A 26,190-nucleotide genomic window follows, 5' to 3' on the forward strand; every position below is an offset into this window, starting at 1 on the left:
GTTTTTAATTGATAGTTTGGGTTTTATGTTTATATATCAATATAATGGCAAGCACCATGCCTGCCATTATAAAAGATGTCTGTTTAAGCCTTCTTTGAAGGATGTGAGCCAATCAAAGCATAGAAGAGCATGTAGGCTAACATGCCAACGATAATCCAGTAGCTCTGGATGTCGCCTACCTTTGTTGCCATGAGGTTCTGAATGAATGGCATGACGCCACCACCTACGACCATTGTCATGAAGAGACCAGAGGCTGTAGCGGTGTACTTACCAAGACCTTCTGTCGCAAGGTTGAAGATTACACCCCACATAACAGAGGTACAGATACCGCAAAGAATGATGAACAACACCTTTGTTGGCACCTCTACATGGTCGAATGTGCTCTCTGCAAGGTTAGGGATTGAAAGGCTCATCTTCACGTCCTCTGGCATAAAGATTGCCACGAGCAAGAGGAGAAGGGCTACGGCAGAAGTAACGGTCAGCTGCATACGAGATGAAACCTTGCCACTGATGAAGGCACTAACGAAGCGTCCAACGAGCATCAACATCCAATAAACACCTGCAATAAGACCTGCTGTGGCAGCACTACCGAGTACACCACCATTTGCAACTGGCTCACTGAGGTAGAAGAGGAGCTGTCCTGGGATACCTACCTCGATACCTACATAGAAGAAGATGGCGATGATTCCGAGCTTCAACTGGCGATAATGCAAAGCCTCCTTGACACCACCAAGGACGTCGGTCTTCTCTGTCTCTGGCTCTGTCAGCTGTGTAAACCAAACGATAACGAATGATACTGCGAAGATAATCAGTGCTATCAGCAACAAAGGTCTTACTGCGTTGAGCGATGTATCCTTTGTTATCTCACCAATCAGAGAGCCTGCGAACATTGGAGTCAGCGTTGCTGCGAGTGAGTTCAACGAACCACCTGTCTGGATAAGTTGGTTACCACGGTTACCACCACCGCCAAGAAGGTTCAACATTGGGTTTACAACGGTATTCAAGATACATACGCAGAAACCGCAAACGAAGGCTCCGAGCAAGTAAACAATGTAGGTGATGATAGCGTTTCCGTCCATCGCACTTGAGCAGAACTGTATTCCGATACCTACTAAACCAAGTGCTAAGGCAACAAGAGCAGTCTTCTTATATCCGTATTTCGAAATCATCAAACCTGCAGGAATACCCATGAAGAGGTAGGCCAAGAAGTTCATCATGTTACCCATCATACCTGCCCATTCGTAGTGCTGCTTCCATATTGTGCCGAATGGGGCGGCCATGTTGGTAACGAAAGCGATCATTGCAAATAGGAACATCATGGTGATAATGGCCACCAAAGTTCCTTTTTTGTTAGTTTGATTTTCCATCTTTTGTATTACTGTTTTTTATTAATTATTCCGCTGTTAGTATTCTACTTCTCTACACCAAACTTATAGATTGTCTTCTGTGTGTACTCCTTACATGGCTCTAAGATGACCGATGGGAAATAAGGATGGTTTGGACTGTCTGGGAAATGTTGTGCTTCAAAGCAGATAGCACTGCGACGTGGGAAGGTTGCACCATGCTGACCTTTATAGCCGTCGGCCCAGTTGTGTGTATAGACCTGTACGCCAGGTTCGGTTGTAAAGACTTCCATCGTTCGGCCACTCTTAGGTTCTTTGATGCGCGCAGCGAACGACAACTCGCCTTCCTCCTTCTTGTTAAGAACGAAACAATGGTCGTAACCTGCGCCATGCTTAATCTGTTCGTGGTCGGCGTCGATGTCCTTGCCCACTGCCTTTGGTTCACGGAAGTCGAATGGAGTTCCTGCTACCTTCAAGATCTCACCTGTCGGGATAGAAGTCTCGTCGATAGGGAGGTAGAAATCTGCGTTAATCTGACATTCTAAGTCGTCAACTGTTGGTGTTGGATTAGCTATACCAGCCAATGAGAAGAAGCCATGACTTGTAAGATTGATGATGGTCTTCTTGTTTGTCTTTGCTGAGTACTTGATAATAAGCTCGTTATCATCAGAGAAGGAATAGGCTACCCATACCTCAACCTCGCCTGTGTAACCTTCCTCACCGTATGAAGAAATGTATTTCAATACGACAGCGTGGTCGTTAACTTGTACTGCATCCCACACCTTAGCATTGAAGCCCTTCTTACCACCATGGAGTGAGTTAGGACCATTATTGATAGCCAGTTTATACTCTTTCCCGTTCAATTGGAAGCGACCTTTGGCTATACGGTTGCCATAACGACCAATGAGTGTAGAAAGATAAGGCTCTGGCGAGCTGATTACCTCTTGTATATTGTCATGTCCTTGGATGATATTAGCCATGTTACCGTCCCTGTCAGGAACCATAATAGCAACAATCGCACCACCGTAATTAGTGACTGCAACCTCATTACCCTTGGCATTTCTGAGTACGTATAGATCAGTCTTCTTACCGTCTATTGTCGTTTGGAAGTCTTCTTTCTTCAGTCCACACGCGTAGTGTGTCTCTTCGGTATTTACCATGATGTTTCTGTTTTTAGTTACTTATCAAGGTTTGCAAAGTAAATAAAAATAAACGAAAACTGCAAACTTAACCCTGAAAATAATAGTGTATGGTGTGTTAAAAACAATTAACATTGCGTCTTTTGTGTCCTTGAAGGGAGTAATAAATGTAGGCTTTTTCTGCTTTCTTTTTTCTTTATTAGTGGTGTAATCCGTATCAAATAACCGTGGCGTGCATGCGAAATAACTTTACAATGATAGAAGCGAAAACCTTCTCTTTATCCCGCTGATAGTGTTTTCTTGTCGAGTTGTAACTATCAAGTAATCAAACGGTTAAACTGCAGCTTAGGAGAAGGTGCCTTTCAAGTGTCAAGAAGGGCGTGTTCTTGGGTGTTGAAGGGCGTCTTCTGCAAGGAAGAAAGGCCTTGTTTAGAACGTAGATAAGCCTATCCTACCATCCAGCATACAATATTTCTTTACAAACTTTCTGCCTGCCATGTCTCCTGCTCAGTCTTTCCATCCCTTTTCCTATCCGTTTTACAACGTACGAGTGAGGGTTTTCCTGTTCCGTTCCATGTATTGCCATCCCTTTTCCTGTCCGTGTTGCAGTGTAAAAGAGTGGTTGTTCATGTTTCGTTCCTCGTATTGTCATCCCTTTTCCTGTCCGTTTTACTACGCTCGAGTGAGGGTTTTCCCGTTCCGTTCCTCGTATTGTCATCCCTTTTTCTGTACGTATAGCGGAGTAGGAGTGTGGGTTTTCATGTTTCGTTCTTATTATTCTTATCTATTTTCCTGTTCGTATAGTTGTGTACGAGTATCGCTATTTTCGCTGTCTTCTTGGCTTTGCTAATTGGGCTCGTCGGTGTAAATAACAAGTCTGTCTACCTTTGATATTCTATAAGCATTCCCAATGTTTGTAAGTTATATGTGCTCTGTTGTATCTTATTGCAGCGTCAATAGCAGCACAATTCCCCTTCGTCTTCTATATAGCAATGCACATCCTACGGATGTCCTATTACCTTTTAAGTTTATTTCTTAGACAATTCTCTCCGCTCAATCGGCTACTTAGAACCCACTAAAAGTTCTTCTCTTAATTTTCTTTGAACTTAAGTATGATATTAGTTCTTTCTTGTTTTGCGAGTATAATATTCTGGTTTTATATTTATAAAAGGGTAAATGAGTACGGTCAAGATGTATATTATATATGTTGTTTTTCATGAAAAAGCCAAAAATGAACCCTTTAAGTGCATTTTATTAATAAAGACTTGGATTATTCAATTAATTCTTCTATCTTTGCAATGCTAGAACCCGCCAAGCCTCTCAACGATGCTCAAATGTGCGGGTCGTTTTTTATTATATCATGATATCACATACAGTACCTTTTGGCAAAGGCTATACAGCAGCTCGAGACCTCGTTTCTTTGTTGCAAGAAAGAGGCCTTTTTGTCTCAAATACATCAAGAGCTGAGCATTTCTTAGAGCATATCGGCTATTATCGCCTGTCTGCTTATATGTATCCATTACTAAAGATACCAAAGAACCTCCACCTTTATAAAGAAGGAGCAACATTCGAACAAGTCATGATGCTGTACCGTTTTGACAAAAAGCTCCGCGTGTTCTTGTTTAATGAACTCGAAAAAATAGAGGTCTTCAGGATTTTGGAGTGATAAGGTTTGCCACTTGTGTTTAGAGTTTGAAGTAATGTCACACGGAGACACGGAGAGAACGGAGGATTATTAAATACAAAGCTATAGTAGTAACGGAGGCGCCGTCGGTGCATAGAGCAACGGAGCTTATTTGCCAATTCTATTAGCAATTTATATACAAAGTGTTTATCCCAAAAGAGTTACCAGAAATCTGTACGCTACACCTCCGTCGCTCTTTGTGCCCTCGGCACCTCCGTGACATTGCGTTACCTCCGTCCCCTCCGTGACTCTGTGTGCCTTATATGTAAGAGTTTTAGTTTATCACTCCATATTTCGGATGAGTCATCATTAAGAATAATTAATGTACAAAAGTATGTTGTATAAGGTGGAAAAACTATCTTTACGCTTAATTTATTCACAGATTGATAAAGGCGGGAAAGTTATATATAGAGATTGAGGCAGCTCCAAAGCCAACTATTACTCCAATGTCAAATCAGTTTAGGTTTAAAATATAACAGTAGCATGAAGAGATTAGCATTATATTTCGTAGGTCTGGTTTGCATACTTTGTAATTGTACAGCGCAGACGGTATCATCGGCGGCAAAAGATAATTCACAACAAAATCAGAATAAGCAACTGCAACAAAACGTCAAAGGGCAGAAGTCTACACCAACTTACAGCATTATATCTGTAGAAAACACTTATAAACTTCGATGGACAGGTAAGGCTTTTACTGGTCTACACAAAGACAAAGCAAATACATGGCTTATCAAAGCTGTGGTGAAAGGGTTGGATGCCAAGTGGCTTAAACATCCTTTTTCGATCACAACAAAAGATGTATGGCTGCTTAAAGACAGTCTACAGAAAGATGGTAGTAGCAATCGTTGCCTTGGAGTCTGCAGAGGCGAGATGGAGTTTTCATGTCATCAACAAGGAGTATTTCATGATAGAAGAATGCGAGGCTCCCTTGTATGCTGTTCCATATTTTATAAACGGCAGAGTCTACATTATTTGTCTTACACCTTCATTTCAAATCAAAGGAGATGAGATGTACCCCACTATTGATAGAAAAGAGCTGCAAGAAAAGGTATTGATTCCACTGATGCAGTCTTTCAAATAGCATATTTGTAGTGCTTATCAAAGATCTTCTCTTGTTTTTTCTTTGAATTTAATCATATATTACTCTCCTTTTCGTTTTTCAAATATAACTCTTTGTATTGATATTTATTAGAAAGTAAATGAAAAAGCAGCAAATGATTGCTCACTTGCTGCTCTATAGTAATAAGGTTTTCTGTATAAGCCATCGAAGTTTTCCTTGTAAGTTTCTGTTCCTACTCTTATTTCTTTGTCAGATGAACATACAACAAGTAAAAATATATGGTGTGGCTTAGGAAAACCATTGTGTCCATTATTTAATGATTATCTTTTTACCATTGACGATATAAACACCCTTAGGCAAAGCATTAATTTCGTCAGTGCTTGCTTTACTTAGCCGTCTTGTTCCATCTATTGTATAGACATCAGCAAGTCCTGCTTTATTATAAACAGTGTTTGTAATGCCAGTAGTACTACCTTCTATTAAGGAAAAATCTTCCCATTGGTATGCTTGTTTATATGCGTCAAGACTATTCTTAGGAACAATAAGTTTACATTTAGATGTATTTATGTAGAAAAAAACACCTGATTCACAGGTTGGAGGTACGACTGCCTCACTTGAAATCTGTGTTATATTGGTACATTTGTTAAATGCGAATTCTCCTATAGTCTTAACACTATTTCCGATATTTACTTTTTGTAGGTTGGTGCAATCGCTAAAAGCTTCGCTACCTATTGTCGTAACACTATTAGGAATGGTTACAGAAGTTAGAGAACTGCAACCCATGAAAGCATTGTCGCCAATTGTAGTAACACTATTTGGAATGGTTACAGAGGTTAGAGAGCTACAAATACTGAAAGCCCAAACTCCTATTGTCGTAACACTATTGGGAATGGTTACAGAAGTTAGAGAGCTGCAACCGCTGAAAGCCCAACCTCCTATTGTCGTAACACTATTGGGAATGGTTACAGAAGTTAGAGAGCTGCAATTGTCGAAAGTATACTCTCTAATTGTCGTAACACTATTTGGAATGGTTACAGAAGTTATAGAGCTACAATCGCTGAAAGCCCAACCTCCTATTGTCGTAACACTATTGGGAATGGTTACAGAAGTTAGAGAGCTACAACCGTTGAAAGCATTGTCGCCAATTGTTGTAACACTATTGGGAATGGTTACAGAAGTTAGAGAGCTACAACCGTTGAAAGCATTGTCGCCAATTGTTGTAACACTATTGGGAATGGTTACAGAAGTTAGAGAACTACAATTGCTGAAAGCATATTCCTTAATTGTCGTAACACTATTGGGAATGGTTATAGAGGTTAGAGAACTGCAATAGCTAAAAGCATACTCTCCAATTGTCGTAACACTATCACCTACTATAATTCGTTTAACACCAAAGTATCTCCATGGTGCACTGTTGTATGGAACTGAATAATCATACATTTCCCCTTTTCCTGTAATGGTTAAAACTCCATCATCAGTAAGGTGCCATTTTAGATTAGGTCCACAAGTACCAGAGCTTTCTGCTTTAGCTGATAAGCCCATGAGTAGGGCTATTAACAAGATGTAAATTTGTTTCATGTTAGTATTTTTATATAAATAATACTTTTTTGATTTACGGAAGATTAAACACAAAGATAAACAAAATTTATTATAAAATGTTTTTCTATAAGAAGTTTATGTAATATTTTGCTTTTTTCAAGATAGTTATTGTTGAGAGATGGTCGTGAAATTATGAAAATCAATTTTCCTGTCACTTCTATCACTTCTTATATGCTTATAATATATTGAGTATAAGCACATAAGAGGAAGTGTTAAAAGTGACAGCAAACTGAAATTAAACTTTATGTCGTGATATGGGGTTAATGGAGAAGGGACTTTTGCTACTTCTTTTGTAGGCTTGTCAGCAAGTCAGCAACCACGTAGCTGGAGCCACCAACGAAGATGAAATCGGATTGGGCGGCATCATGAAGGGCGGCTTGGTAGGCTTCGAGGACGGTTGGGAAGACCTTTCCGTGCAGGTCGTAGTCGTCGGCTGTTGCGGCAACCTTCTCTGCTGGGAAGGCACGATGCGTACTCGGTTGAGTCCAGTAGTAGATAGCATCGTCAGGTAACATAGCCATGACGGTATGTAGGTCTTTATCATCCACCATTCCAAAGACAATGCGCTTCTGCGTACATTGCTGACGGTTGATTTGTTGGGAGAGGTAAGTCCATCCTCCAGCATTATGTCCTGTGTCGCAGATAACCAATGGATTCGTTTGAAGTCTCTGCCATCTACCCATCAAGCCTGTCAGTTCGCAGACGTTGGCAAAGCCTTTGGCGATACTTTCAGCGTTCTTGATGACACCTTTATTATATAGCTGCATGACAGCAGTGAGCACCGTATTAGCATTCTTCTCTTGGTAGCTACCACCCAATTCGCCCACGATGTTGCCAAAGAAACGAGTCTGATAAGCGATACCACCATCAGGGTTAGGATGAGAAGAAAGCACAGTAGGGATGTCTTCAGCAAAGACAATGAGTGCATCTTCTTTCTGTGCTTTAGCCTTGAAAACAATCTGCGTCTCTGGTACAGCCTCTCCAATAACGACAGGTACACGATGTTTGATGACGCCAGCCTTCTCTGCTGCGATTGCTGCGAGCGTATTCCCGAGGAACTGGGTGTGGTCGAGTGATATATTGGTGATAATCGATAAGATAGGAGTGATGATATTCGTGCAATCGAGTCTACCACCTAAGCCCACTTCGATAATGGCGATGTCTACCTTTTGCTCAGCAAAGTACTTGAAAGCCAAGGCCGTTGTGAGTTCAAAGAAAGAAGGGTGGAGCGGCTCGAAGAAGCTGCGCTCCTGTTCAACAAAGTCGATAACCTCCTGTTCAGAAATCATTTCTTCATTGATTCTGATACGTTCGCGGAAGTCAACGAGGTGAGGACTGGTATAGAGCCCGACCTTATATCCTTCAGCTTGGAGTATGGCTGCTAAGGTGTGGGAGCATGAACCTTTTCCGTTGGTTCCTGCAACATGAATAGAAAGGAAGTGGGTATGTGGATGTCCAAAGTGTTCGTCTAATGCTTTTGTCGTCTCAAGTCCCTCTTTGTAAGCGGATGCGCCTACATGTTCAAAGACGGGAGTGCTGTTGAATAGATATTCTACTGTTTCTTGGTAGGTCATAGTGGGTGATGGGTGATGGGTGTTGGGTGATAGGTGTTGGGTGTTGATGAATTGCGATGATAGGATGATGAAGGGTGATGATAGGTGATGAAATGATTTAGCCCCATTAGCTTAAGAAATCTAATGGGGCATATAATCATTATCTCAATTCTATTTGTAAACTCATTGCTTATTAAAGACTCGTTCACTTGTCAACTCATTTAACTTATTTACTCGTAAACTCGTTCACTCGTCAACTTCTTCAACAAAACAACTTCTTAAAGTTCTCAAAGATAGAACGTTTGGTAGAGTTGTCACCACGGAAGTTTTCGCTATCGCGTAACTGTTCGATTAGCTTCTTCTCTTCCTTGTTCAGTTCCTTAGGGACATAGATGCTGATATGAACCACCAAGTCGCCTGTACCACTACCATAACCTTGTACTGCAGGAAGTCCTTTACCACGTAGGCGGAGTGTCTTACCAGGTTGTGTACCGGGTTCAATCTTAATCTTTACATTGCTACCGTCGATGGTTGGGATATCAACCTGCCCACCTAATGTAGCTGTTGGGAAGTCGAGAAGGAGATTATAGATGACATTCTGTCCGTCACGAACGAAGGTATCGTTAGGTTCCTCTTCGATATACACTTGTATATTACCAGCCACACCATTGTGTCTACCAGCGTTACCCTTGCCAGGAACATTGACCACCATACCTTCAGCAACACCTGCTGGGATCTTGATTTCGACAACCTCCTCGCCCTTGACAACGCCTTCGCCTTGACAATGAGTACATTTGTTCTTGATAATCGTACCCTCACCATTACATACGTGACAAGTGGTCTGGGTCTGCATCATACCAAAGATACTCTGTTGTGTACGGATTTCAACACCCGAACCATGGCAGTTAGGACAAGTCTCTGTGCCACTTCCTGCCTCAGCACCAGACCCATGGCAGTGTTCACAAGCCACGTCTTTACGTACCTTGAACTTCTTAGTAACACCTGTCGCAACCTCTTGCAATGAGAGACGAACCTTCAAACGGAGGTCACTACCACGGAACTTAGGTGCATGACCGCCCCCTCCGAAGCCACCGAAGCCTCCACCATGTCCACCGAACACATCGCCAAACATAGAGAAGATATCGTCCATAGAGAAACCACCAGCTCCACCGAAGGGATTACCACCACCAAAGCCACCACCAAGAGCGTCAAAGCCAAACTGGTCATACTGCTGTCTCTTCTGTGGATCATGTAGTACGTCGTAGGCTTCAGCAGCCTCTTTAAACTTCGCTTCAGCCTCAGCATCACCCGGATTGCGGTCTGGGTGATACTTAATAGCCAGCTTTCTATAAGCCTTCTTTATCTCGTCTTCAGAGGCACTTCTGCTTATTTCGAGTACCTCGTAGTAATCTCTCTTCTCCATTGTTGTTTATTGTCCTACAGCTACTTTAGCGTGACGTATCACCTTATCGTTGAGCGTATAACCTGTTTGTACGCAGTCGATAACCTTCCCTTTCTTGTCGTCGCCCATACCAGGAACCATGGCTATAGCTTCATGGTAGTCGACATCAAAGTCGGCATCGTCGGTCTTAATCTTATGTACACCAAGTGTCTCTAAGGCTTTCACAAACTTCTTGTAGATGAGTTCAAAGCCCTCTTTGATAGCCTGTGGGTCTTCTGTCTTATCTGCAGTGGCACGTTCAAAGTCGTCAAGGATAGGTAGGATAGCTGCAACGGTCTTCTCACTTCCATTGAGAATCAGTTCCGACTTCTCCTTCAACGTACGTTTCTTGTAGTTATCAAACTCTGCCACTAAGCGGATATACTTATCCTTCCACTGCTCAGCTTCAGCCTGTGCAGCTGTCAAGGGGTCATGTTCTTCCTCTGTAGAAGCCTCCTCTTCGTTGGCTTCTACCTCTTTCTGCGTGTCAGCTTCATGCTGAGTTGCCTCTTCATTGTTCAACTCCAGCTCTTCGCCTTCAACCTTTATATTTTTCTCTTTCTTATTCATAATTTTATTGCACTATTTGTCATGGCATACCCTTGCAAATAGTATGCCATGTTTTGACAATCTTAGTACATTCCTGCTTTTTGCTCCTTAATCTGCTCATCATGGATGTAGTCATCGTAGCTCATCAGCTTGTCGATGGTACCCTTTGGAGTCAACTCAATGATACGATCAGCCACGGTGTTAATAAACTCATGGTCGTGTGAACTGAAGAGGATATTACCCTTGAAGCCAATCAGGTTGTTATTAAACGCCTGAATACTCTCCAAGTCAAGGTGGTTGGTTGGCGTATCAAGAATCAAGCAGTTGGCATTCTGAAGCTGCATACGTGCAATCATACAACGCATCTTCTCACCTCCAGAGAGTACGTTCACCTTCTTCTCAACCTCTTCCTGCTTGAACAACATACGACCCAAGAAGCCCTTCATAGCCACTTCGTTACCTGGTCCGAACTGTGACAACCAGTCAACGAGGTTCAAATCGCAATCGAAGAACTCGGTATTATCCAATGGGAGATAAGCCGTAGTGATTGTCACACCCCAGTTATACGTACCAGCATCTGGCTCACGATTACCATTGATAATCTCGAAGAGCGCAGTCATAGCCTTTGAGTTGCGAGAGAGGAAGACAACCTTCTGTCCCTTCTCAATATTGAAGTTCACATTATCGAAGAGTACTGTTCCATCCTCATCAACAGCCTTCAAGTTCTCAACCTCAAGAATCTGATTACCTGGCTCACGCTCCATAGAGAAGATAATACCCGGATATTTACGGCTTGATGGACGAATCTCCTCTACGTTCAGACGCTCCAACATCTTCTTACGTGATGTTGTCTGCTTACTCTTAGCCACATTGGCAGAGAAACGGCGGATGAATTCCTCCAACTGTTTCTTCTTCTCCTCAGCCTTCATCTTCTGGTTCTGAGCCTGACGTAAAGCCAACTGTGAACTCTCGTACCAGAAAGAGTAGTTACCCGCAAAGACGGTCACCTTACCAAAGTCGATATCAATCGTCTGTGTGCTGACTGAGTCGAGGAAGTGACGGTCGTGCGATACCACCAAAACTGTCTGATGCTCATCAATCTCACCGAGATAGTCCTCTAACCACTCAACAGTCTCAAGGTCAAGGTCGTTGGTAGGCTCATCGAGTAGCAAGTTCTCTGGCTTACCAAAGAGTGCCTTAGCCAACATCACACGCACCTTCTCAGTGTTAGAGAGCTGTGACATCTGCTTCTCATGTAGGTCGTCTTTGATACCGAGGTTCTGAAGCAACTGTGCAGCATTGCTTTCTGCCTCCCATCCATTCATCTCAGCAAACTTCAACTCTAAGTCGGCAGCACGGTTACCATCCTCTTCTGTCATCTCTGGTTTGGCGTAAAGTTCCTCACGCTCTTTCATGTTCTGCCAAAGTGATTCATGTCCCATGAGGACTGTGTCCATAACCTTATACTCGTCATACTTAAAGTGGTCCTGTTCCAACACAGACAGACGCTCACCTGGGCCTAACTCTACTGTACCCTTATTTGGCTCTAAGTCGCCAGAAATGGCACGTAATAAAGTTGATTTACCAGCGCCATTAGCACCAATGACTCCGTAAATATTACCTGGTGTAAACTTTAGATTAACGTCCTTGTATAGAACTCTCTTGCCGAATTGGATAGCAAGGTTTGAAAGTGTAATCATCTTTTTCTAATACCTTATTATATAATAATTTGGCTGCAAAGGTACGATATTTATTTCAAACAACAAAGAAACAAGGATATAGAAGCTCATGTTCTTTCCTCATTGTGCTACTCGTTTCTGTCCTTACGACGACTCGCCTTTTCCCTTTTTTATGGCTTTGTAAATTCGATTGGAAAGTCTCGAAATAAGGACTGAAAACCAGTCTTGAATAAAGGGGATGATTACGCATATATTACAAGAAAAGTTTTATTTTGTTTTGCTGTCACTTTTAACATTTGACGTAACTGCTCTGTAAATTAGAGAGTTAAGTCTTCAAGATAGATGACAGGAGTGACAGCAAATTTTATTTTGCCCGAATTGCTTTACTTTTGAAACCTTCTTCATACATGATTAGGGATGGACTAAAACACTCAAAACGCAAGAGGCTTTTCTCTATCAGTGTTCATAGAGAATGTCTTTGGACTGCGGAGGGGTGGAGCCCGACAAGAGACAGTGAGGTTGCGACATCACGTAAGACGGTAGACAATTGAGGGGTAGAGAAACAACAAGGAGTTTTGTCGCTTTTTATTCAAAGTCTTGTGAGATTAAAAGGATTTCATTATCTTTGCAACTGATAAAATTCAAATTAATTACTAAAGGATGTAATCAGGGGATAAAACCATTAGAGAATGTGTACCACCTTATATTATATAAGGTACGGAGGCAATGAGATGCTGCGTAAGGTTCTTTAATTAGGATAACGTAGACTGTTATAAAACCCATTCTAATTCACCCTCATACTCTCACTTTACCCATGTGAGTGTAAATACCTTTCGTCCTGTCAGTAGTGAAAGTATATTATTAAAATAAGTATTCAGTATAGTATATTATACAACACGTTATGAAACATAATACGAATAAAGCAACTTATAAGAAACCCTATACCGTGATGATGTGCGTTAGCAACGAGACATATTTGTTAGATACTTCGTTTAACAGTCAGCACAAGCCCGGTCGTCATAAGTCTGGACCTCAGGCATCTAATGCAAAGCAAGGCTTTGACTGGTATGACGACGATGATGAGGTCGCATCAGACAAGGGTACTACTTCGTTATGGAGTGACTAATCTAAGGAGAGTGTATATAATTAAGTAATTAGCATAAAAGGGCAATATAAATAATGAGAAAACATAATTTTAAGGTGCGCCTACTGTCATTCATAGCATTGTGCGGCATTGTGATGGCATTTACCGCTTGTTCTAATGAAGATGTGGCACAAGGTTCTGTAGAGACAAACACGGCGAACAACGATAATCTAACAACATTCGTAACAGGCAACCCAGCAACTCGTACCTCACTCAACTATGATGATGGTGCTTTCTTCTGGGAGTCTGGTGACTATATCTATGTGAAGGATGACAATGGAACATGGCACAAGAGTAGCAATGCTCCAACGGAGAAGACGGCCAGCTTCAAGTTCAAAGTGCCTGGTAAGTACACTGATCACACATCCTATAAGGTGTATTACCCTGGCAAACAAGGCAATAACAACAGCGTAACCATCTCTTCCTCACAGCTTCAGAAGACCCCTAACAGCACCGCTCATATTGGTGAGGCAGGCGACTGTGGTACGGCTGATGCGACAGGTGGCAACGGTGTGTTCAATTTCCGTCTCGACCATCAAGCGGCCATCCTCGTGTTTCAGCCGTTTACAGAGAATGATGCTGTAAAGAACTGTTATCTGACTAAGATAGAGGTGACCTCCGATAATGACATCACTAATACTTATACTCTTGACACAACGTCAGGTGAGTTGACAGGCTCTGGTAGCGGTAAGACGATTACAGTGACTACCAAGGGAGATGGCTCCTATGCCCAAGGTTTCCCTTTGAAAACCAGTGCTGCGAACGTAGCAACGAATGGTACGTATGTCGTGATACGCCCTGGCACACATGCCCTGACCGTTCGTTATTGGATAAAAGACTATGTTACGCAGGTTGAGGGAGCTGTTACTAAGACCTACCCAGCGTTCGACTACGAGAAGAACGACTACTATGATATGACGGCCAACCTCAATGTAACTGATTATGACGGTAGGAAATATTATATGTGGGACGCTAAGAATAATTACTGGAATGGTCATGAGTGGAACTCTGCTGCCCCTTGGCAGCCTGTGCTAACGGGTAAGGACAACTCAAACTACCCTAAGTCTGATAGTGATAGTTACTATCGTAGCACTGAAGGATTGGGACGTGATGACGCAAAGTATTCTTGTAAGAATATGCCTAATGCTAATGAGTTAGCGTGGTATGCTGAGAAAGGAGATGCTCGCTGGGACGGCGAACGTATTTGGACAACTATGGGACATCTGTACAAAGGTGGTATGTGGGTTAAAAACAAAGCATTTATTAAATTAACAGAATCCTTTTCCGAAAGTTATGGTCCTGGATTTTATGGTGATATGAGGGAAAATTGGGGTATGATAAGTAAGTCAGTAACACAAGGTGCACCTGTGGGTTTCTTTGCGGAACGTTATTTCTTCCTCCCAGCATTAGGCTTCTATAGTGGTGGTTATTTGTGTGAAATAGGTGAGAAAGGTTGCTACTGGTCGTCAAGTGCTGGCAATAACAATGGTAACTGCGGTTATATGTTAGAATTCGATAAGAATACTGTTTCTGTTAATACAACTAGTAGTGAAGTTGGATACTTTGTAATGGAATTTGAATAACCTGCTTCTTAACTCTTTTCTTTAAGAATTTCCTTTCTTAAAGTTATGGGTTTGAGAACATAACCTTGCCAATGCACGTCCTGTATAGAGTTGTTTTTGGACAACTCTGTGATGTGGGATGTCGTTGGCAAGGTTTGTTTTGTGTAATCAAATTATGATAATACGATGTTGTTGCAGCTTATTTCAGAGGATAGGAACGGAGTCTTTTGTCAGACTATTTCGTTTCTTGTCTTTCAGAATACGCCTAACTCGTTTCTGAAAGGTGCTTGATTAGCTTACACCTAACCCTTGAAAATAAAGATAATCTTATGCTGATGGAAACCACTTGATAGTGAGGAGGAAACGTCAAGATTAACATAGAATTTTTCTATTCGTACAGAGTTATAATATACATATTTATGTAGTAGTCCATTTCCTAAAGTATTATCCGATTTTGATGTTGATAATATTGGATGGCTCAAGAAGTTATCTATTGCGAACAATGTCTGTCAGAAATGAGGAAACCGGCATCTTTACAGTCGTCGACATTCCCATTTAGCAATATGGTTAAGTGATGGTTATATTTCCTTTCTATATCGGTTATAATATGCTACATGCTATTACTATTGAATATTTTCCCATAAAACATACTGTTGACCATTATATTCTTAGCTCTGCAAAGTGCCATTCTGAAATCGAATGGAAATGATAAGGCCATAAAAAAAATACGTCGAAGAATTTGGAAATATGGTAAATACTCGTTATTTTTGCATAAATAACCGACTTAATGTATGTTAATAAGCGATAATGAAAAGAAGGTTGTTGATATTCTAAGGGGCCGTATTGATGAAGCTGACACTGGTACGTTGTTCTTTAACAATAGCTTCCCAGAATACAACGATGAGTATGTTGGCAAAGTCTTATCGGATTTTGTCCGGCAGGGATTATTGTTAAGACTATCTCGTGGTATATACCTGAAAGCGAAGAAAACCAAATTCGGTATAGTTTACCCTACTACTGAGGAGTTTGCTCATGCGATTGCAGAAAGAGACAATGCGGAGATTCTCCCGACAGGAAGTACGGCGTTGAATATGCTCGGACTGTCAGAACAAGTGACTATGTCTCCCGTCTTTCTTACCAGTGGGTCTGCAAGAAAAGTCAAATGTGGCAATAGGACTATCACTTTCAAAAGGGGAGTACCTAAGAACTTTGCCTTGAAAGGACAGGTTACTCGCCTTTTGGTACAAGCAATGAAGGCTATTGGAGAACGAAACTATAATAATGAGTGGGAAAGCGCAATTAGTGTAATACTAAGTAGATATCCAGAGGACAAAACCATGACGGATGATCTAAAGGTTATGCCTACATGGATAAGACGAAGCATTATAAAGATTTTAAATAGCAAGCATGAGTAGTTGGCAAAGTCATAGTAATGACGAACGCATAGCAATGATACAGTCGGTCGCCTTGAAAAACAGTATCGAAGATAATGCCGTAGAGAAAGATTGGTGGGTAACAGTAGTTCTCAAGGCATTGTTCAATACGTCGTGTGGGAAGTGGCTTCTTTTCAAAGGAGGAACTTCGTTGAGTAAAGGATGGAACCTCATCAACCGCTTCAGTGAAGATATAGACATTTCCCTTGACAGGAAATTCTTTGAGAGTGTCCTTAACTTGACATTTGCAAAGTGCGAAAACAACAATCAGGTAAAGAAACTAAGGAAAGCATCACGTGACTATATTCATGGGAAACTTTCTGCAGAACTTTCTGCAGAACTCTTTAAAATGGGAGTCAAAGGGTATTCTGTTCAGAATGAAACAATCGCTGGGGTACCTCCAAGACCTATAGACCATGATAGTGATCCGACTGTATTTTTTGTCAATTATCAAAGCATATTGCCGTCTAGTATGCGGCTTATTGATACGAGAGTTAAAATAGAAATAAGTTATCTGTCTATGTCTGAGCCTCATGAATATTGTGAAATTCACTCTCTTATCTTCGATAAGTTCCCTGAAGAGGATGATGAAATGACCGCATCAATTAAGACTGTAACGCCATCAAGAACATTTTTGGAAAAGGCATTGCTACTTAATGAAGAGCTTCAAAAGAAGGAACCGAGATCCCTACGTATGTCTCGACATCTTTATGATTTGGATAGATTGATGGATACGGAATTTGCCCAGAAAGCATTGAATGATGGTAAACTCTACAAGGCGATTGTAGAACATCGTCGTCGGTTTTATCATTTGGGATATGTGGACTATGATAAAGATTATCCCACTATGATTAATTTTATCCCCCAAAATGAACTAATGAAGGCTTATCGTCTTGATTACGAATCAAATATGGTAGATGGCTATATATATGGTAAAGCAAAAGCCTTCGACGAGTTGATGGATAGGATGGAGAAATTACTTCAACATTTCAGACAGATTGTAATATCTTAGCGTAAGAGTTTTTTAGTATTTGTCGTAGGTGTTGTGATATCACATGAAGTGTTTTCCATAGAATAGGTTGGCAATCTTCTCTTTAAGACAGTGGATCATTCGTCAAAAAGAATGTTTTAGTCGTAATTTTTGTTATATAACTCCAATATATAATATCATCACTCCTAACTCAAGAGACTCACCTTGTTTATTCGCTTTATCTTTAAGAAATTCATTTGTAAAAGTTTAGAACTTGAGAATATAACCTCGCCAACGCACATCCTGCATAGAGTCATTATCGGACAACTCTGTGATGTGGGATGTCGTTGGCAAGGTTTGTTTTGTTTATTCGAATCATGATAATATGGTGTTGTCGCATCTTGTTTCAGAGGGTAGGAACGGAGTCTTTTGTCAGAATATTTCGTTTCTTGTTTTTCAGTATACGCCTAACTCGTTTCTGAAAGGTGCTTGATTAGCTTGCAGAAGACGCTTTTTAAGTATCAAGAAGGGCGTCTTCTTAGGCCTTGAAGGGCGTCTTCTTGAAGCGATGTTGTAATGCTTTGAAATTCAGAAGATTATAGATTAATTTTGAACTTTGTGTATCTGTTGTCTTAAGGAATGGTATGTTGTTGTTTTGTAAAGATATTTCTTAGTTCTATTATATTATCAACAACAGCTGTAACGCTCTGTGTAAGCTGTTGGACGAAGGCCGTTAAAAGCCTCACCCCCAGCCCCTCTCCGAATGGAGAGGGGAGTGATCACCGAGTTACCCCTATATATTCTCCTATTTTGAGCAGCCCTGTATGGGTAACCTCACATACTACTCCCCTCTCCATTCGGAGAGGGGCCGGGGGTGAGGCCAGTAGGGGCTGGGGGTGAGGCCCCCTGTGCGCTACCTCTCCCTACAAGCCTGTTACGCATAAAAAAAATACCAAACCCGTGATGGTTTGGTACTTCTTACTCTTGTATTGTACTATTATTATGGTAAAATAATTAGTTCAAGGCTATCAGATTTGACTTTCACTTTGAGCCAGTCATAAAGCTGTTTTCTGTTGTCTTTGGCAAGTGTCTTGTTTGTTTTGACTATAGCCACGATGTGACTTTTAATTGAAGCAGAATCAACGAAAGACTCAGATGCTTTTGAAAGCATAATACTCTTTGCCGAGGGGCATACGACTTTAAGTTCTTCTTTCATGTCGTTTGCAAGTACTGGATAACGTGTATAAGAAGTTAGTTCCTTCTTTAGCACATCGTTGTTATATGCAAGTTCTTGCCATTCAGCCGTATTTTTTTCTCCTACCATCAACTGACCTTTATTCTTGTGCTGTAGGAGTAATAAGCTATCAGAGTTAGATCCTTGTATCACCTTTAGTACGTAGCCATCAAGCTGATAATTAGTCATCGTTTTTTGTGCTTTAGCTATCGAATCAGTTGATATCGGATTGCCCACCGCTACCACATGGAGGGTTTTGGTTTTTAGGTCGTATTGGTGTGAGAGAATGTTTGTTCCGCTATAATTAAGTTCCTTTGTAACGAAATTCTCTATGTTATTTTCAAATACACTTTGCTTAATGATGTTCCATGTCATGTAGCTTGCAGGGATAATTGTGATAATGATAATGCTGACGATGTAAAAATTTACTCGTCTCATTTGTTCACGATTGATAAACTGCTTTCTATGAAAATGCAGAAAGCGTACACCAAGACAGGTTGTAAAAGCAATGAAAACAGTATTGATGAAATAAAGGTAAAATGCCCCAAGGAAGTAGGATGTGTTTTGTACGGCAAGTCCATAACCTGCTGTACAAAGGGGTGGCATTAAGGCTGTGGCAATGGCAACACCCGGCACCACGTTGTTTCTTCCTTTTGTTGACATAGCTAAGAATCCAGCAGCACCACCAAAAAGAGCTATCAATACGTCATAAAGTGTAGGCGATGTGCGTGCTAAGAGTTCGGATTGAGCATCCGTGATAGGTGAAAGTGTAAAGTAGATTGCTGCAGTAACAACGCTAATGAACGTACTTACCAAATAGTTTTTTATGGACTGTTTGAACAAGTCCAAGTCAGCAATTCCAAGAGCTAATCCCATACCGATGATTGGTCCCATCAGTGGAGAGATGAGCATAGCACCAATAATTACTGCTGTTGAATTGACATTTAAGCCTAAGGATGCAATAAATACGGCAAAGATAAGTATCCAGAGATTAGAACCTTGAAAGTTGATGCCATTAGTTATTTGTTTAATAACATATTTTTCGCCGTCTTTGTCAGGTAAGACATTGAAATAACTCTTAATTATCTGCCATAAAGTTTGATTGTTATTTTCCTGCATTTTGTTTTTTTTGCAAAGATACTGAATTTAAAGGAAAGTTTCAAGCAGTTTCTTGATTAACAATTAGGGAGTGAACTGGTATTTGTGAGCGTACATTCTTTTCGTTTCACATAAGAACAAGATTGGTAAAGATAAGGCTCCGTTGTAGTGTACAGCCGATATGCAATTACGATAGTCCTATATATGAATAGGTGTTCTGATCAACAAAGTGCTAAGAGAATAAAAAAAAGAGTACCAAGAAAACTTGATACTCTTTTTATTTATGTTAGATTTTAGTGCGCAAATTACTTGCCACCTTCCATCTTCTTCTTCAAGTCAGCAAGTACGCCGAGGTCACCGAGAGATGTACCTGCAGCAACGTTGTTGATAGCAGCAGCGTCACCCTTTGGCTTGCCTGGAGCTGCTGGACGCTGGCGACGTGGCTCTTCCTTCACCTCCTCGAATGTACGAGAGTGAGAGAGGATGATGCGCTTAGTGTCCTTAACGAACTCGATTACCATGAATGGGAGAACCTCACCAAGCTGAGCCTGTGTACCGTCTAACTTAACGAGGTGCTTTGGAGTAGCAAAACCTTCGCCACCCTCAGCGAGAGAGATTACAGCACCCTTGTCCATAGCCTCGGTGATCTTACCCTCATGTACAGAACCTGGAGTGTAGATCTTCTCGTACTCATCCCATGGATTAGACTCAAGCTGCTTGTGACCAAGGCTCAAGCGACGATTCTCCTTATCGATTTCGAGGACAACAACCTCAATCTCAGAACCCTGTGAAGTGAACTCAGATGGGTGCTTAACCTTCTTTGTCCAAGAGAGGTCGCTGATGTGGATAAGACCGTCAACACCTTCCTCAAGCTCTACGAAGATACCGAAGTTAGTGAAATTACGAACCTTAGCAACGTGCTTAGAACCAACAGGATACTTCACTTCGATAGTCTCCCATGGGTCTTCCTTAAGCTGCTTGATGCCGAGAGACATCTTACGCTCGTCGCGGTCGAGTGTGAGGATAACTGCCTCAACCTCATCGCCCACCTTCATGAACTCCTGTGCTGAACGCAAGTGCTGGCTCCAGCTCATCTCAGAAACGTGGATCAAGCCCTCAACACCAGGCTGAATCTCTACGAAAGCACCGTAGTCAGCCATAACAACTACCTTACCCTTAACGTGATCGCCAACCTTAAGGTTAGGATCCAAAGAATCCCAAGGGTGCTGAGTGAGCTGCTTGATACCAAGAGCGATACGCTTCTTCTCCTCATCAAAGTCGAGGATAACAACGTTGATCTTCTGGTCGAGTGCTACCACCTCATGTGGATCACTTACGCGACCCCATGATAGGTCTGTGATATGAACGAGTCCGTCAACACCACCGAGGTCAACGAATACACCGTAAGAGGTGATGTTCTTGACAGTACCCTCAAGGATCTGACCCTTCTCAAGATGAGAGATAATCTCCTTGCGCTGTGCTTCGAGCTCAGCCTCGATAAGTGCTTTGTGAGAAACGACTACGTTACGGAACTCCTGGTTAATCTTAACCACCTTGAACTCCATAGTCTTACCAACGAATACATCGTAGTCGCGTATAGGGTGAACGTCAATCTGGCTGCCAGGAAGGAATGCCTCGATACCAAATACATCAACGATCATACCGCCCTTAGTGCGGCTCTTGATGTAACCCTGGATAACCTCGTCGTTCTCCAAAGCCTTGTTGATGTTCTCCCAACTCTTCTGTAGGCGAGCCTTCTTATGAGAGAGTACGAGCTGACCACGCTTGTCTTCCTGGTTCTCTACATACACCTCTACCTTATCGCCAGGCTTGAGATCTGGGTTGTAACGGAATTCAGAAGCAGGGATAATACCATCGCTCTTGTAGCCGATGTTAACAACTACTTCCTTCTTGTCAACTGAAATAACAGTACCTTCAACTACTTGGTGCTCCTGGATCTTGTTAAGAGTTTCGTCGTAGGCCTTGGTAAGATCGTTCTTACTTGCCTCAGCGTGTGAGCCGTTCTCGAACTCATCCCAGTTGAAGTCAGCTAAAGGCTGTACATTCTGGACGTCTTTGAAATTTGTCATAAAGTGTTTAATAAAATAATTTAATTAATAAAGTTCGACTTTATATTACCTTTAATATGGGCATAATCTGCCCAAATCGGGCACAAAGTTACGAATAATATTCTGTATATTAGTGCTTTTGCTTCTGTTTTTTTGTTTTTTTCTTTCTACTTCCGAAAATATCGCTCAATCGGTTGAAGTCCTTCTTTAGAATCAAGCCTATACCTTGCGTTGTCAGTGAGTTACGTGTGAAATAGCGGTCGTTGGTCTGGTTGTAAACATGGAAGGCTACGTTTCCGCTTGGGAAGAGGAGATAACGGATGTCGAAGTCGCCTATGAAGGACGATTTATTCTTGGCTACATTGTTGCGATAACCGAACTGTCCGTTGAAGAGCAGACGGTTGTTAAGCATACTTCCTGACAACATTCCTTCGTATTCGGCATTGTCGAAGCCTTCATTACCTGTGGCAATGTTGGCACCAAAGTTCCAATTGTTGTCTTTTACAACATTAGACAGTACGGTGTTGATTTGCTGTGAAATCGTACCGGAGAGGAGGCTCTGCATGGCAAGAGAAGTGCTACTTGGTGCCTCGCTGTTACGTGCTGTACTGTTGTTGTTGCTTTGTGGATAGAATCGTCCAACAGCCAGTAAGTAAAGTACTTGCTGGTTAAGTTCTTGCTCGGAGTTGAGGATTGAGCGTATCATCTGTTGTGCGTCAGGCGAGAGGGTAGGGAGGTCGAGTCCGAAGGAAACGGTCGGTGCACCTGGTGTTCCTTCAATGTTTAGTAGGCAGTTCACCTTTGTGTTATTGGCAGTGAACGACCTACCCATCCCGAGGTCGCCCAGGGGAACGGAGTTGATGATGTAGTTGGCCTTCAGATTAAGCGCCGCATTGAAGGGGTCGCCACCGAAGGCTATCGTAGAACCGGGCTGGAAGACAAACTGTTTCTTTATGATGTTCTGAATGGTAAGGTTATACTGTCCATAGTCCACATAGTAGTTTCCGAAGAGATTGAACGCTCCCTTATTATAATAGGTGGCCCGAATCATACCCGTTCCGTTCAGTCGGATGTTGTCGCCAGTGGCGTCATCGAGGAGAACGCCGAGTGTGAGGTTCGGATTAGCATGTACGAGGAAATTGATATGTAGGTCGCTTGGTATGTTGTTAAAGTGGTAGGCCTCCTCCTTCTTGTGCGTAGGCTTAGCTGCATGAAGGAGCGAGTCAGGCACTTCAGGAATCAACACCTGCGTACTATCCTTCGGTAGGTTAATCCATCGAATAAAGTTATTTGTACCCGCATCATTGGTTGATGAGGCATTATAAGTTATAAAGGTGTTCTTATCAGGTTCCATGTCTATGTTGATAGACGTTTCCCCTGGGTGTCCTTTTATATTACATTTACCAGTTCCATAAACGACACCCCAGAAGGAATCCTTCCCTTGTCTCTTAGGGAAGTTATAGGTCAGGAGGTTCTGAGCCTGTATATTGATATCGTAAGAGAGGTTGGTGAGGTTCTTATGATATAATCCTCCTGTGACAATGCCGATGTGTCCTTGTGGGTCGGTGATAGTATCTTTCTCAAGGATAATCTCATTTGGGATAATTCGGACACGAGCGTTACGCATCTTATAGGCAACGGCAGTAGGCTTCACGAAGACGCTACCATCCACCATCATATCACCTTCGAGATTGATGGCGCTAAGGGGTCCGACGACCTTACACCAGCCATTTCCCTGTGCTTCTATATTGTCCATAAAAGAGCCGCAGAACGTCTTGAGGAAATAAAGGTGGGTGTTATGGGCAAAGATAGGGAGGTTAATATAACTCTTCTTGATGTCTACATAGCCGTTGATATCAGTATGTGCGCCATCGTCAGCATCAGCATGAGCATCGATATTAATCTTCCCCTCCTTGTCATTATAGTTCGCTTCAGCGTAGAGCGTACCCATATCTCCGTTCTCAAACTTAAAGTCTTGCACCTCAAGTTTCGCTTGCATCTGTAGATGATGGAAGAAGGATTTGATAGAAGCCACGCCTGAAGCGGTACCAGCAAACTCAACACTGTGGAAGTTGACGAGTTTGAGGATATACGGAACATTGATGTCCTTGAAGCTAACAAGGATAGAATCGTTCTGATTACCAGAGGTTTGTCCGTTGGCAATGATATGCTGGTTGCGGTTAGAAAGCTCGAAGTGTTCAATGTTAAGATTGTTCCTATGATAGGAGATATCAGACGGTTGCACCTGTAAGGCTATCGAATCGAAATTGATGGTAGAGGGGTTAAGATGCAAGTGGGTCACTAAGTCGCCATTACGACGGGAGAATGAAGCCACGCTATTGACGTCGCCATGTACGGAAGAGAGTCCTGGGATACGGAAAGAGATGTCTGAACTGATAGTGTTATCAGCAATAAGACCCTGTGCATTGATGAGTAGATGCGGTCCCTTCTCACCCTCACGTTCGCCAGAGATGGTCGTGTGTAACCCTTGTGGTCCACTCGTTATGTTCAGGATAAGGTTCTGAATATGTTGCTCCGCGTAGGTAATGTTCGGTGCATCAATATGTAAGTCGATTTCGTTTTGACGCTCCCTTACCATTCCTGTCAACCTTATGGCATGAGAAGAGGAGAGGCTTGTCTTAAGCAACTGATTGATAATCTTGGTGTCAGCTAAGCGCAGAGCAAAGGCATAGTTAGCCCTTCCTGTGATAGCATTAAACCGTGAAGGCGTGTGGAAAAAACTTGGGAGATAATGTCCCAAGATACGCCTTACGCTTTCTGGTATCTGTGCGTAATCGTACAGTCCAGCGAGGTGTAGCTCTCCAAAGTCGGTTTGAGCATCAAGAGACTTACCTAAGAGGCCGTTGTGAGTCTTGATACTTAACTTATTCAAGGAGATGTTCTGTCCTTCTCCTGTCATAGCGAAGTTGTTGACATCCAGGTTACCTATGATATCATTCAGGCTTGTCCCTTGTCCTTTAATCTTAGAAGTAAAGGAGATAGTCCTATTCCCTAAGGCCTCTGTAAGCTGTAGTTTGTGTAAGTTGACAGCATCCGCAATAATAGAGATGTCGGTAGAGAGTTTCCCCTTATGTTGTATGAACGCCATGACGTTAGCAGCTTTTCCATCGATATCCAGTCTGCCGTTAGGGTCGTTGATAGCTGCCTTTCCTGTGAAGATATCGTTTTTATAGCTTCCGTCAAGGTGTATGTTCTTGTAGGTGTAACCCTTATAATAAAAGGAGGAGATGTCACCCTTGGCAACGATATGGGATAGGTCGGTGTTGCCCTCGACCCTGATATTCGTACTCAAGTTGCCAAAGTCTTTATTGTCAAGTACTTTCGCAATATTTAGACCCGTTGTGTTGATGGTCCCTTGGATGTTCTTTCCGTGAACAACCGTGGATAGACGAAGGGCTCCAGCATCTGTCTTTAGCTGTCCTTTGGCTATGTACTTCCCTGCAGTATGGGCAAAGGTACCATGGTAGTAGACGTTGCCTATGTTGTTCAATACCTTAGGAAGCGGTTTATGGGTTAGCTTAGCAACAGTCTGAAGGGTATTGCTACTAATTTTTAAGGGCGAGAAAGAGAAATCCCAAGTGGGCTTCTTTTGTAGGTTGCTGACCCATCCTTTGGCTCTTATTTGCGTTGAGAGGGATTGGTCAGAGATGTTAATTTGTTTTACCTTTATCGACCGACTTGTCCCTTGAATATCTAAGGATGCTGTGTAGCTTGCTGTTAATGCCTTAAGCTCGGGGAATATTGACGTGAAATCAGAAGGCTGAATGAGTGCCTTAAAGTTCTTGATGTCGTATCGTAAAGAGTTGATATCAAGCTTCTTATTGTTCAATTTATAGGAGGTTTGTAAGGTGCTTAATCCAATCTTACTATTGGTGCTGTTGAACACAAAGTCACGCAACGTGGCTTGCTGTTGATTGGCTTTTAAGTCGAAAGCCAACTGCTTCACCTCTAATCCCGCAGCCTCCTTGAAAGACAAAGTACGAAGGTCAACCCACACACTTGTGTCATTCAGCTTGTGAAGAATGAGATATGACGAGATGTCACTGAGGTTGATATGGTTCAAGTTCAGCTGGTTAGGCGTGGATGGGGAGTCTAAACAGTCATACTTAATACGGCCATGTCGGATGACAAGACTATTGATTGACAGGTGCAGAGGGGTGTGACGTGTAGTGTCTTTCGATGCTAATGAGTCTAATGCAAATTGATAGTTTGGTTTGGAATCCTTGCTTTTCTTGTATAGTTCTGCTTGTAAACCAAATACTTGAGCAGACGAGATGTTTATTTCTCCCGTCCGTAGAAGATGAAGGAGATCGACTCTCGCACCGACACGTGATGCCGATAACATCTTCTTGTGACTTTGGTCATAGATGAGAATATCGTCCAATACAAAGCGATTGATAAAGCCTAAATCAATGCGCCCAACACGTACTTCTGTTCCTAACTTGTTGCCTGCTGCGTCACTAACCTGCTGTGCAAGGAAAGTCTGTACTGCTGGTATATGCAGCAGTACGATAATGGTTATGTAAAGACCCGCTATGGTCCATATAACCCATCGTATAATAGTTCTAAGTTTCTTCAATGCGTCTACAAAACTACAAAAAAACCGTTTTAT

General features: G+C 42.1%; 15 protein-coding genes and 1 pseudogene. 6 read left to right on the plus strand and 10 right to left on the minus strand.

Going from position 1 to position 26,190, the window contains the following annotated elements; all coding sequences use genetic code 11:
* Positions 1–83 precede the first annotated feature (83 nt).
* Together AXF23_RS03025 and AXF23_RS03030 are read right to left on the minus strand one after the other, a co-directional pair.
* Positions 84–1,367, minus strand: coding sequence for an MFS transporter (locus AXF23_RS03025; protein WP_107624252.1), 1,284 nt, complete (start codon positions 1,365–1,367; stop codon positions 84–86).
* Positions 1,368–1,411: 44 nt separating this feature from the next.
* Positions 1,412–2,503 (minus strand): aldose epimerase family protein, encoded by a 1,092-nt coding sequence (locus AXF23_RS03030; RefSeq protein ID WP_107624253.1) that lies wholly within the window; start codon positions 2,501–2,503, stop codon positions 1,412–1,414.
* A 1,339-nt stretch (positions 2,504–3,842) separates the two neighbouring features.
* On the opposite strand from AXF23_RS03030, the gene AXF23_RS03040 reads away from it, so the two are divergent.
* Both AXF23_RS03040 and AXF23_RS03045 read left to right on the plus strand, forming a co-directional pair.
* On the plus strand, positions 3,843–4,148 hold the full coding sequence (locus AXF23_RS03040; RefSeq protein WP_370445503.1) for an Abi family protein: 306 nt from the start codon (positions 3,843–3,845) through the stop codon (positions 4,146–4,148).
* A gap of 501 nt (positions 4,149–4,649) precedes the next feature.
* Positions 4,650–5,247: pseudogene (locus AXF23_RS03045) on the plus strand (hypothetical protein).
* A gap of 288 nt (positions 5,248–5,535) precedes the next feature.
* Here AXF23_RS03045 and AXF23_RS03050 read toward each other — a convergent pair.
* From AXF23_RS03050 to AXF23_RS03070, 5 genes are all read right to left on the minus strand, one after another.
* Positions 5,536–6,804: a leucine-rich repeat domain-containing protein gene (locus tag AXF23_RS03050; protein ID WP_107624255.1), complete on the minus strand. Its 1,269-nt coding sequence runs from the start codon at positions 6,802–6,804 to the stop codon at positions 5,536–5,538.
* Between the two features lie 302 nt (positions 6,805–7,106).
* Positions 7,107–8,399 carry a bifunctional folylpolyglutamate synthase/dihydrofolate synthase gene (locus AXF23_RS03055; protein WP_107624256.1) on the minus strand — a complete coding sequence of 431 codons (1,293 nt, stop codon included), beginning with the start codon at positions 8,397–8,399 and terminating at the stop codon, positions 7,107–7,109.
* A 241-nt stretch (positions 8,400–8,640) separates the two neighbouring features.
* Complete coding sequence (gene dnaJ, locus AXF23_RS03060; protein ID WP_107624257.1) at positions 8,641–9,801, minus strand: molecular chaperone DnaJ; 1,161 nt, start codon at positions 9,799–9,801, stop codon at positions 8,641–8,643.
* A gap of 6 nt (positions 9,802–9,807) precedes the next feature.
* Positions 9,808–10,389: a nucleotide exchange factor GrpE gene (locus AXF23_RS03065; RefSeq protein ID WP_107624258.1), complete on the minus strand. Its 582-nt coding sequence runs from the start codon at positions 10,387–10,389 to the stop codon at positions 9,808–9,810.
* Positions 10,390–10,451: 62 nt separating this feature from the next.
* Positions 10,452–12,068 (minus strand): ABC-F family ATP-binding cassette domain-containing protein, encoded by a 1,617-nt coding sequence (locus AXF23_RS03070; RefSeq protein ID WP_107624259.1) that lies wholly within the window; start codon positions 12,066–12,068, stop codon positions 10,452–10,454.
* An 880-nt stretch (positions 12,069–12,948) separates the two neighbouring features.
* On the opposite strand from AXF23_RS03070, the gene AXF23_RS03075 reads away from it, so the two are divergent.
* The 4 genes from AXF23_RS03075 to AXF23_RS03090 all read left to right on the plus strand — a co-directional run bounded on the left by AXF23_RS03075 (position 12,949) and on the right by AXF23_RS03090 (position 17,198).
* A complete protein-coding gene (locus AXF23_RS03075; protein WP_107624260.1) occupies positions 12,949–13,173 on the plus strand; it encodes a hypothetical protein in 225 nt (74 codons plus the stop codon).
* 53 nt (positions 13,174–13,226) lie between these two features.
* Positions 13,227–14,774: a hypothetical protein gene (locus tag AXF23_RS03080; RefSeq protein ID WP_107624261.1), complete on the plus strand. Its 1,548-nt coding sequence runs from the start codon at positions 13,227–13,229 to the stop codon at positions 14,772–14,774.
* Positions 14,775–15,544: 770 nt separating this feature from the next.
* The gene (locus tag AXF23_RS03085) at positions 15,545–16,168 is read left to right on the plus strand and encodes a DUF6088 family protein (RefSeq protein ID WP_107624262.1); all 624 of its coding nucleotides are present in this window, start codon (positions 15,545–15,547) and stop codon (positions 16,166–16,168) included.
* Positions 16,161–17,198: a nucleotidyl transferase AbiEii/AbiGii toxin family protein gene (locus tag AXF23_RS03090; RefSeq protein WP_107624263.1), complete on the plus strand. Its 1,038-nt coding sequence runs from the start codon at positions 16,161–16,163 to the stop codon at positions 17,196–17,198. Before AXF23_RS03085 ends, AXF23_RS03090 begins: the two co-directional genes overlap by 8 nt.
* Positions 17,199–18,156: 958 nt before the next feature.
* On the opposite strand, the gene AXF23_RS03095 is transcribed toward AXF23_RS03090, so the two are convergent.
* The 3 genes from AXF23_RS03095 to AXF23_RS03105 all read right to left on the minus strand — a co-directional run bounded on the left by AXF23_RS03095 (position 18,157) and on the right by AXF23_RS03105 (position 26,157).
* Positions 18,157–19,509 (minus strand): TIGR00341 family protein, encoded by a 1,353-nt coding sequence (locus tag AXF23_RS03095; protein ID WP_107624264.1) that lies wholly within the window; start codon positions 19,507–19,509, stop codon positions 18,157–18,159.
* 284 nt (positions 19,510–19,793) lie between these two features.
* Positions 19,794–21,578 carry a 30S ribosomal protein S1 gene (gene rpsA / locus AXF23_RS03100; RefSeq protein ID WP_107624265.1) on the minus strand — a complete coding sequence of 595 codons (1,785 nt, stop codon included), beginning with the start codon at positions 21,576–21,578 and terminating at the stop codon, positions 19,794–19,796.
* Positions 21,579–21,687: 109 nt separating this feature from the next.
* Positions 21,688–26,157, minus strand: coding sequence for a translocation/assembly module TamB domain-containing protein (locus tag AXF23_RS03105; RefSeq protein ID WP_107624266.1), 4,470 nt, complete (start codon positions 26,155–26,157; stop codon positions 21,688–21,690).
* Between the last annotated feature and the right edge of the window lie 33 nt (positions 26,158–26,190).

The sequence above is a fragment of the Prevotella sp. oral taxon 313 genome (genome assembly GCF_003043935.1).
GTDB classification, from domain to species: Bacteria; Bacteroidota; Bacteroidia; order Bacteroidales; family Bacteroidaceae; genus Prevotella; species Prevotella jejuni.

Excerpts from the sequence above, each read along its gene's own strand:
- AXF23_RS03025 (WP_107624252.1), bottom strand. The coding sequence starts at position 1,367 with ATGGAAAATCAAACTAACAAAAAAGGAACTTTGGTGGCCATTATCACC.
- AXF23_RS03030 (WP_107624253.1), bottom strand. The coding sequence starts at position 2,503 with ATGGTAAATACCGAAGAGACACACTACGCGTGTGGACTGAAGAAAGAA.
- AXF23_RS03040 (WP_370445503.1), top strand. The coding sequence starts at position 3,843 with ATGATATCACATACAGTACCTTTTGGCAAAGGCTATACAGCAGCTCGA.
- AXF23_RS03050 (WP_107624255.1), bottom strand. The coding sequence starts at position 6,804 with ATGAAACAAATTTACATCTTGTTAATAGCCCTACTCATGGGCTTATCA.
- AXF23_RS03055 (WP_107624256.1), bottom strand. The coding sequence starts at position 8,399 with ATGACCTACCAAGAAACAGTAGAATATCTATTCAACAGCACTCCCGTC.
- dnaJ (WP_107624257.1), bottom strand. The coding sequence starts at position 9,801 with ATGGAGAAGAGAGATTACTACGAGGTACTCGAAATAAGCAGAAGTGCC.
- AXF23_RS03065 (WP_107624258.1), bottom strand. The coding sequence starts at position 10,389 with ATGAATAAGAAAGAGAAAAATATAAAGGTTGAAGGCGAAGAGCTGGAG.
- AXF23_RS03070 (WP_107624259.1), bottom strand. The coding sequence starts at position 12,068 with ATGATTACACTTTCAAACCTTGCTATCCAATTCGGCAAGAGAGTTCTA.
- AXF23_RS03075 (WP_107624260.1), top strand. The coding sequence starts at position 12,949 with ATGAAACATAATACGAATAAAGCAACTTATAAGAAACCCTATACCGTG.
- AXF23_RS03080 (WP_107624261.1), top strand. The coding sequence starts at position 13,227 with ATGAGAAAACATAATTTTAAGGTGCGCCTACTGTCATTCATAGCATTG.
- AXF23_RS03085 (WP_107624262.1), top strand. The coding sequence starts at position 15,545 with ATGTTAATAAGCGATAATGAAAAGAAGGTTGTTGATATTCTAAGGGGC.
- AXF23_RS03090 (WP_107624263.1), top strand. The coding sequence starts at position 16,161 with ATGAGTAGTTGGCAAAGTCATAGTAATGACGAACGCATAGCAATGATA.
- AXF23_RS03095 (WP_107624264.1), bottom strand. The coding sequence starts at position 19,509 with ATGCAGGAAAATAACAATCAAACTTTATGGCAGATAATTAAGAGTTAT.
- rpsA (WP_107624265.1), bottom strand. The coding sequence starts at position 21,578 with ATGACAAATTTCAAAGACGTCCAGAATGTACAGCCTTTAGCTGACTTC.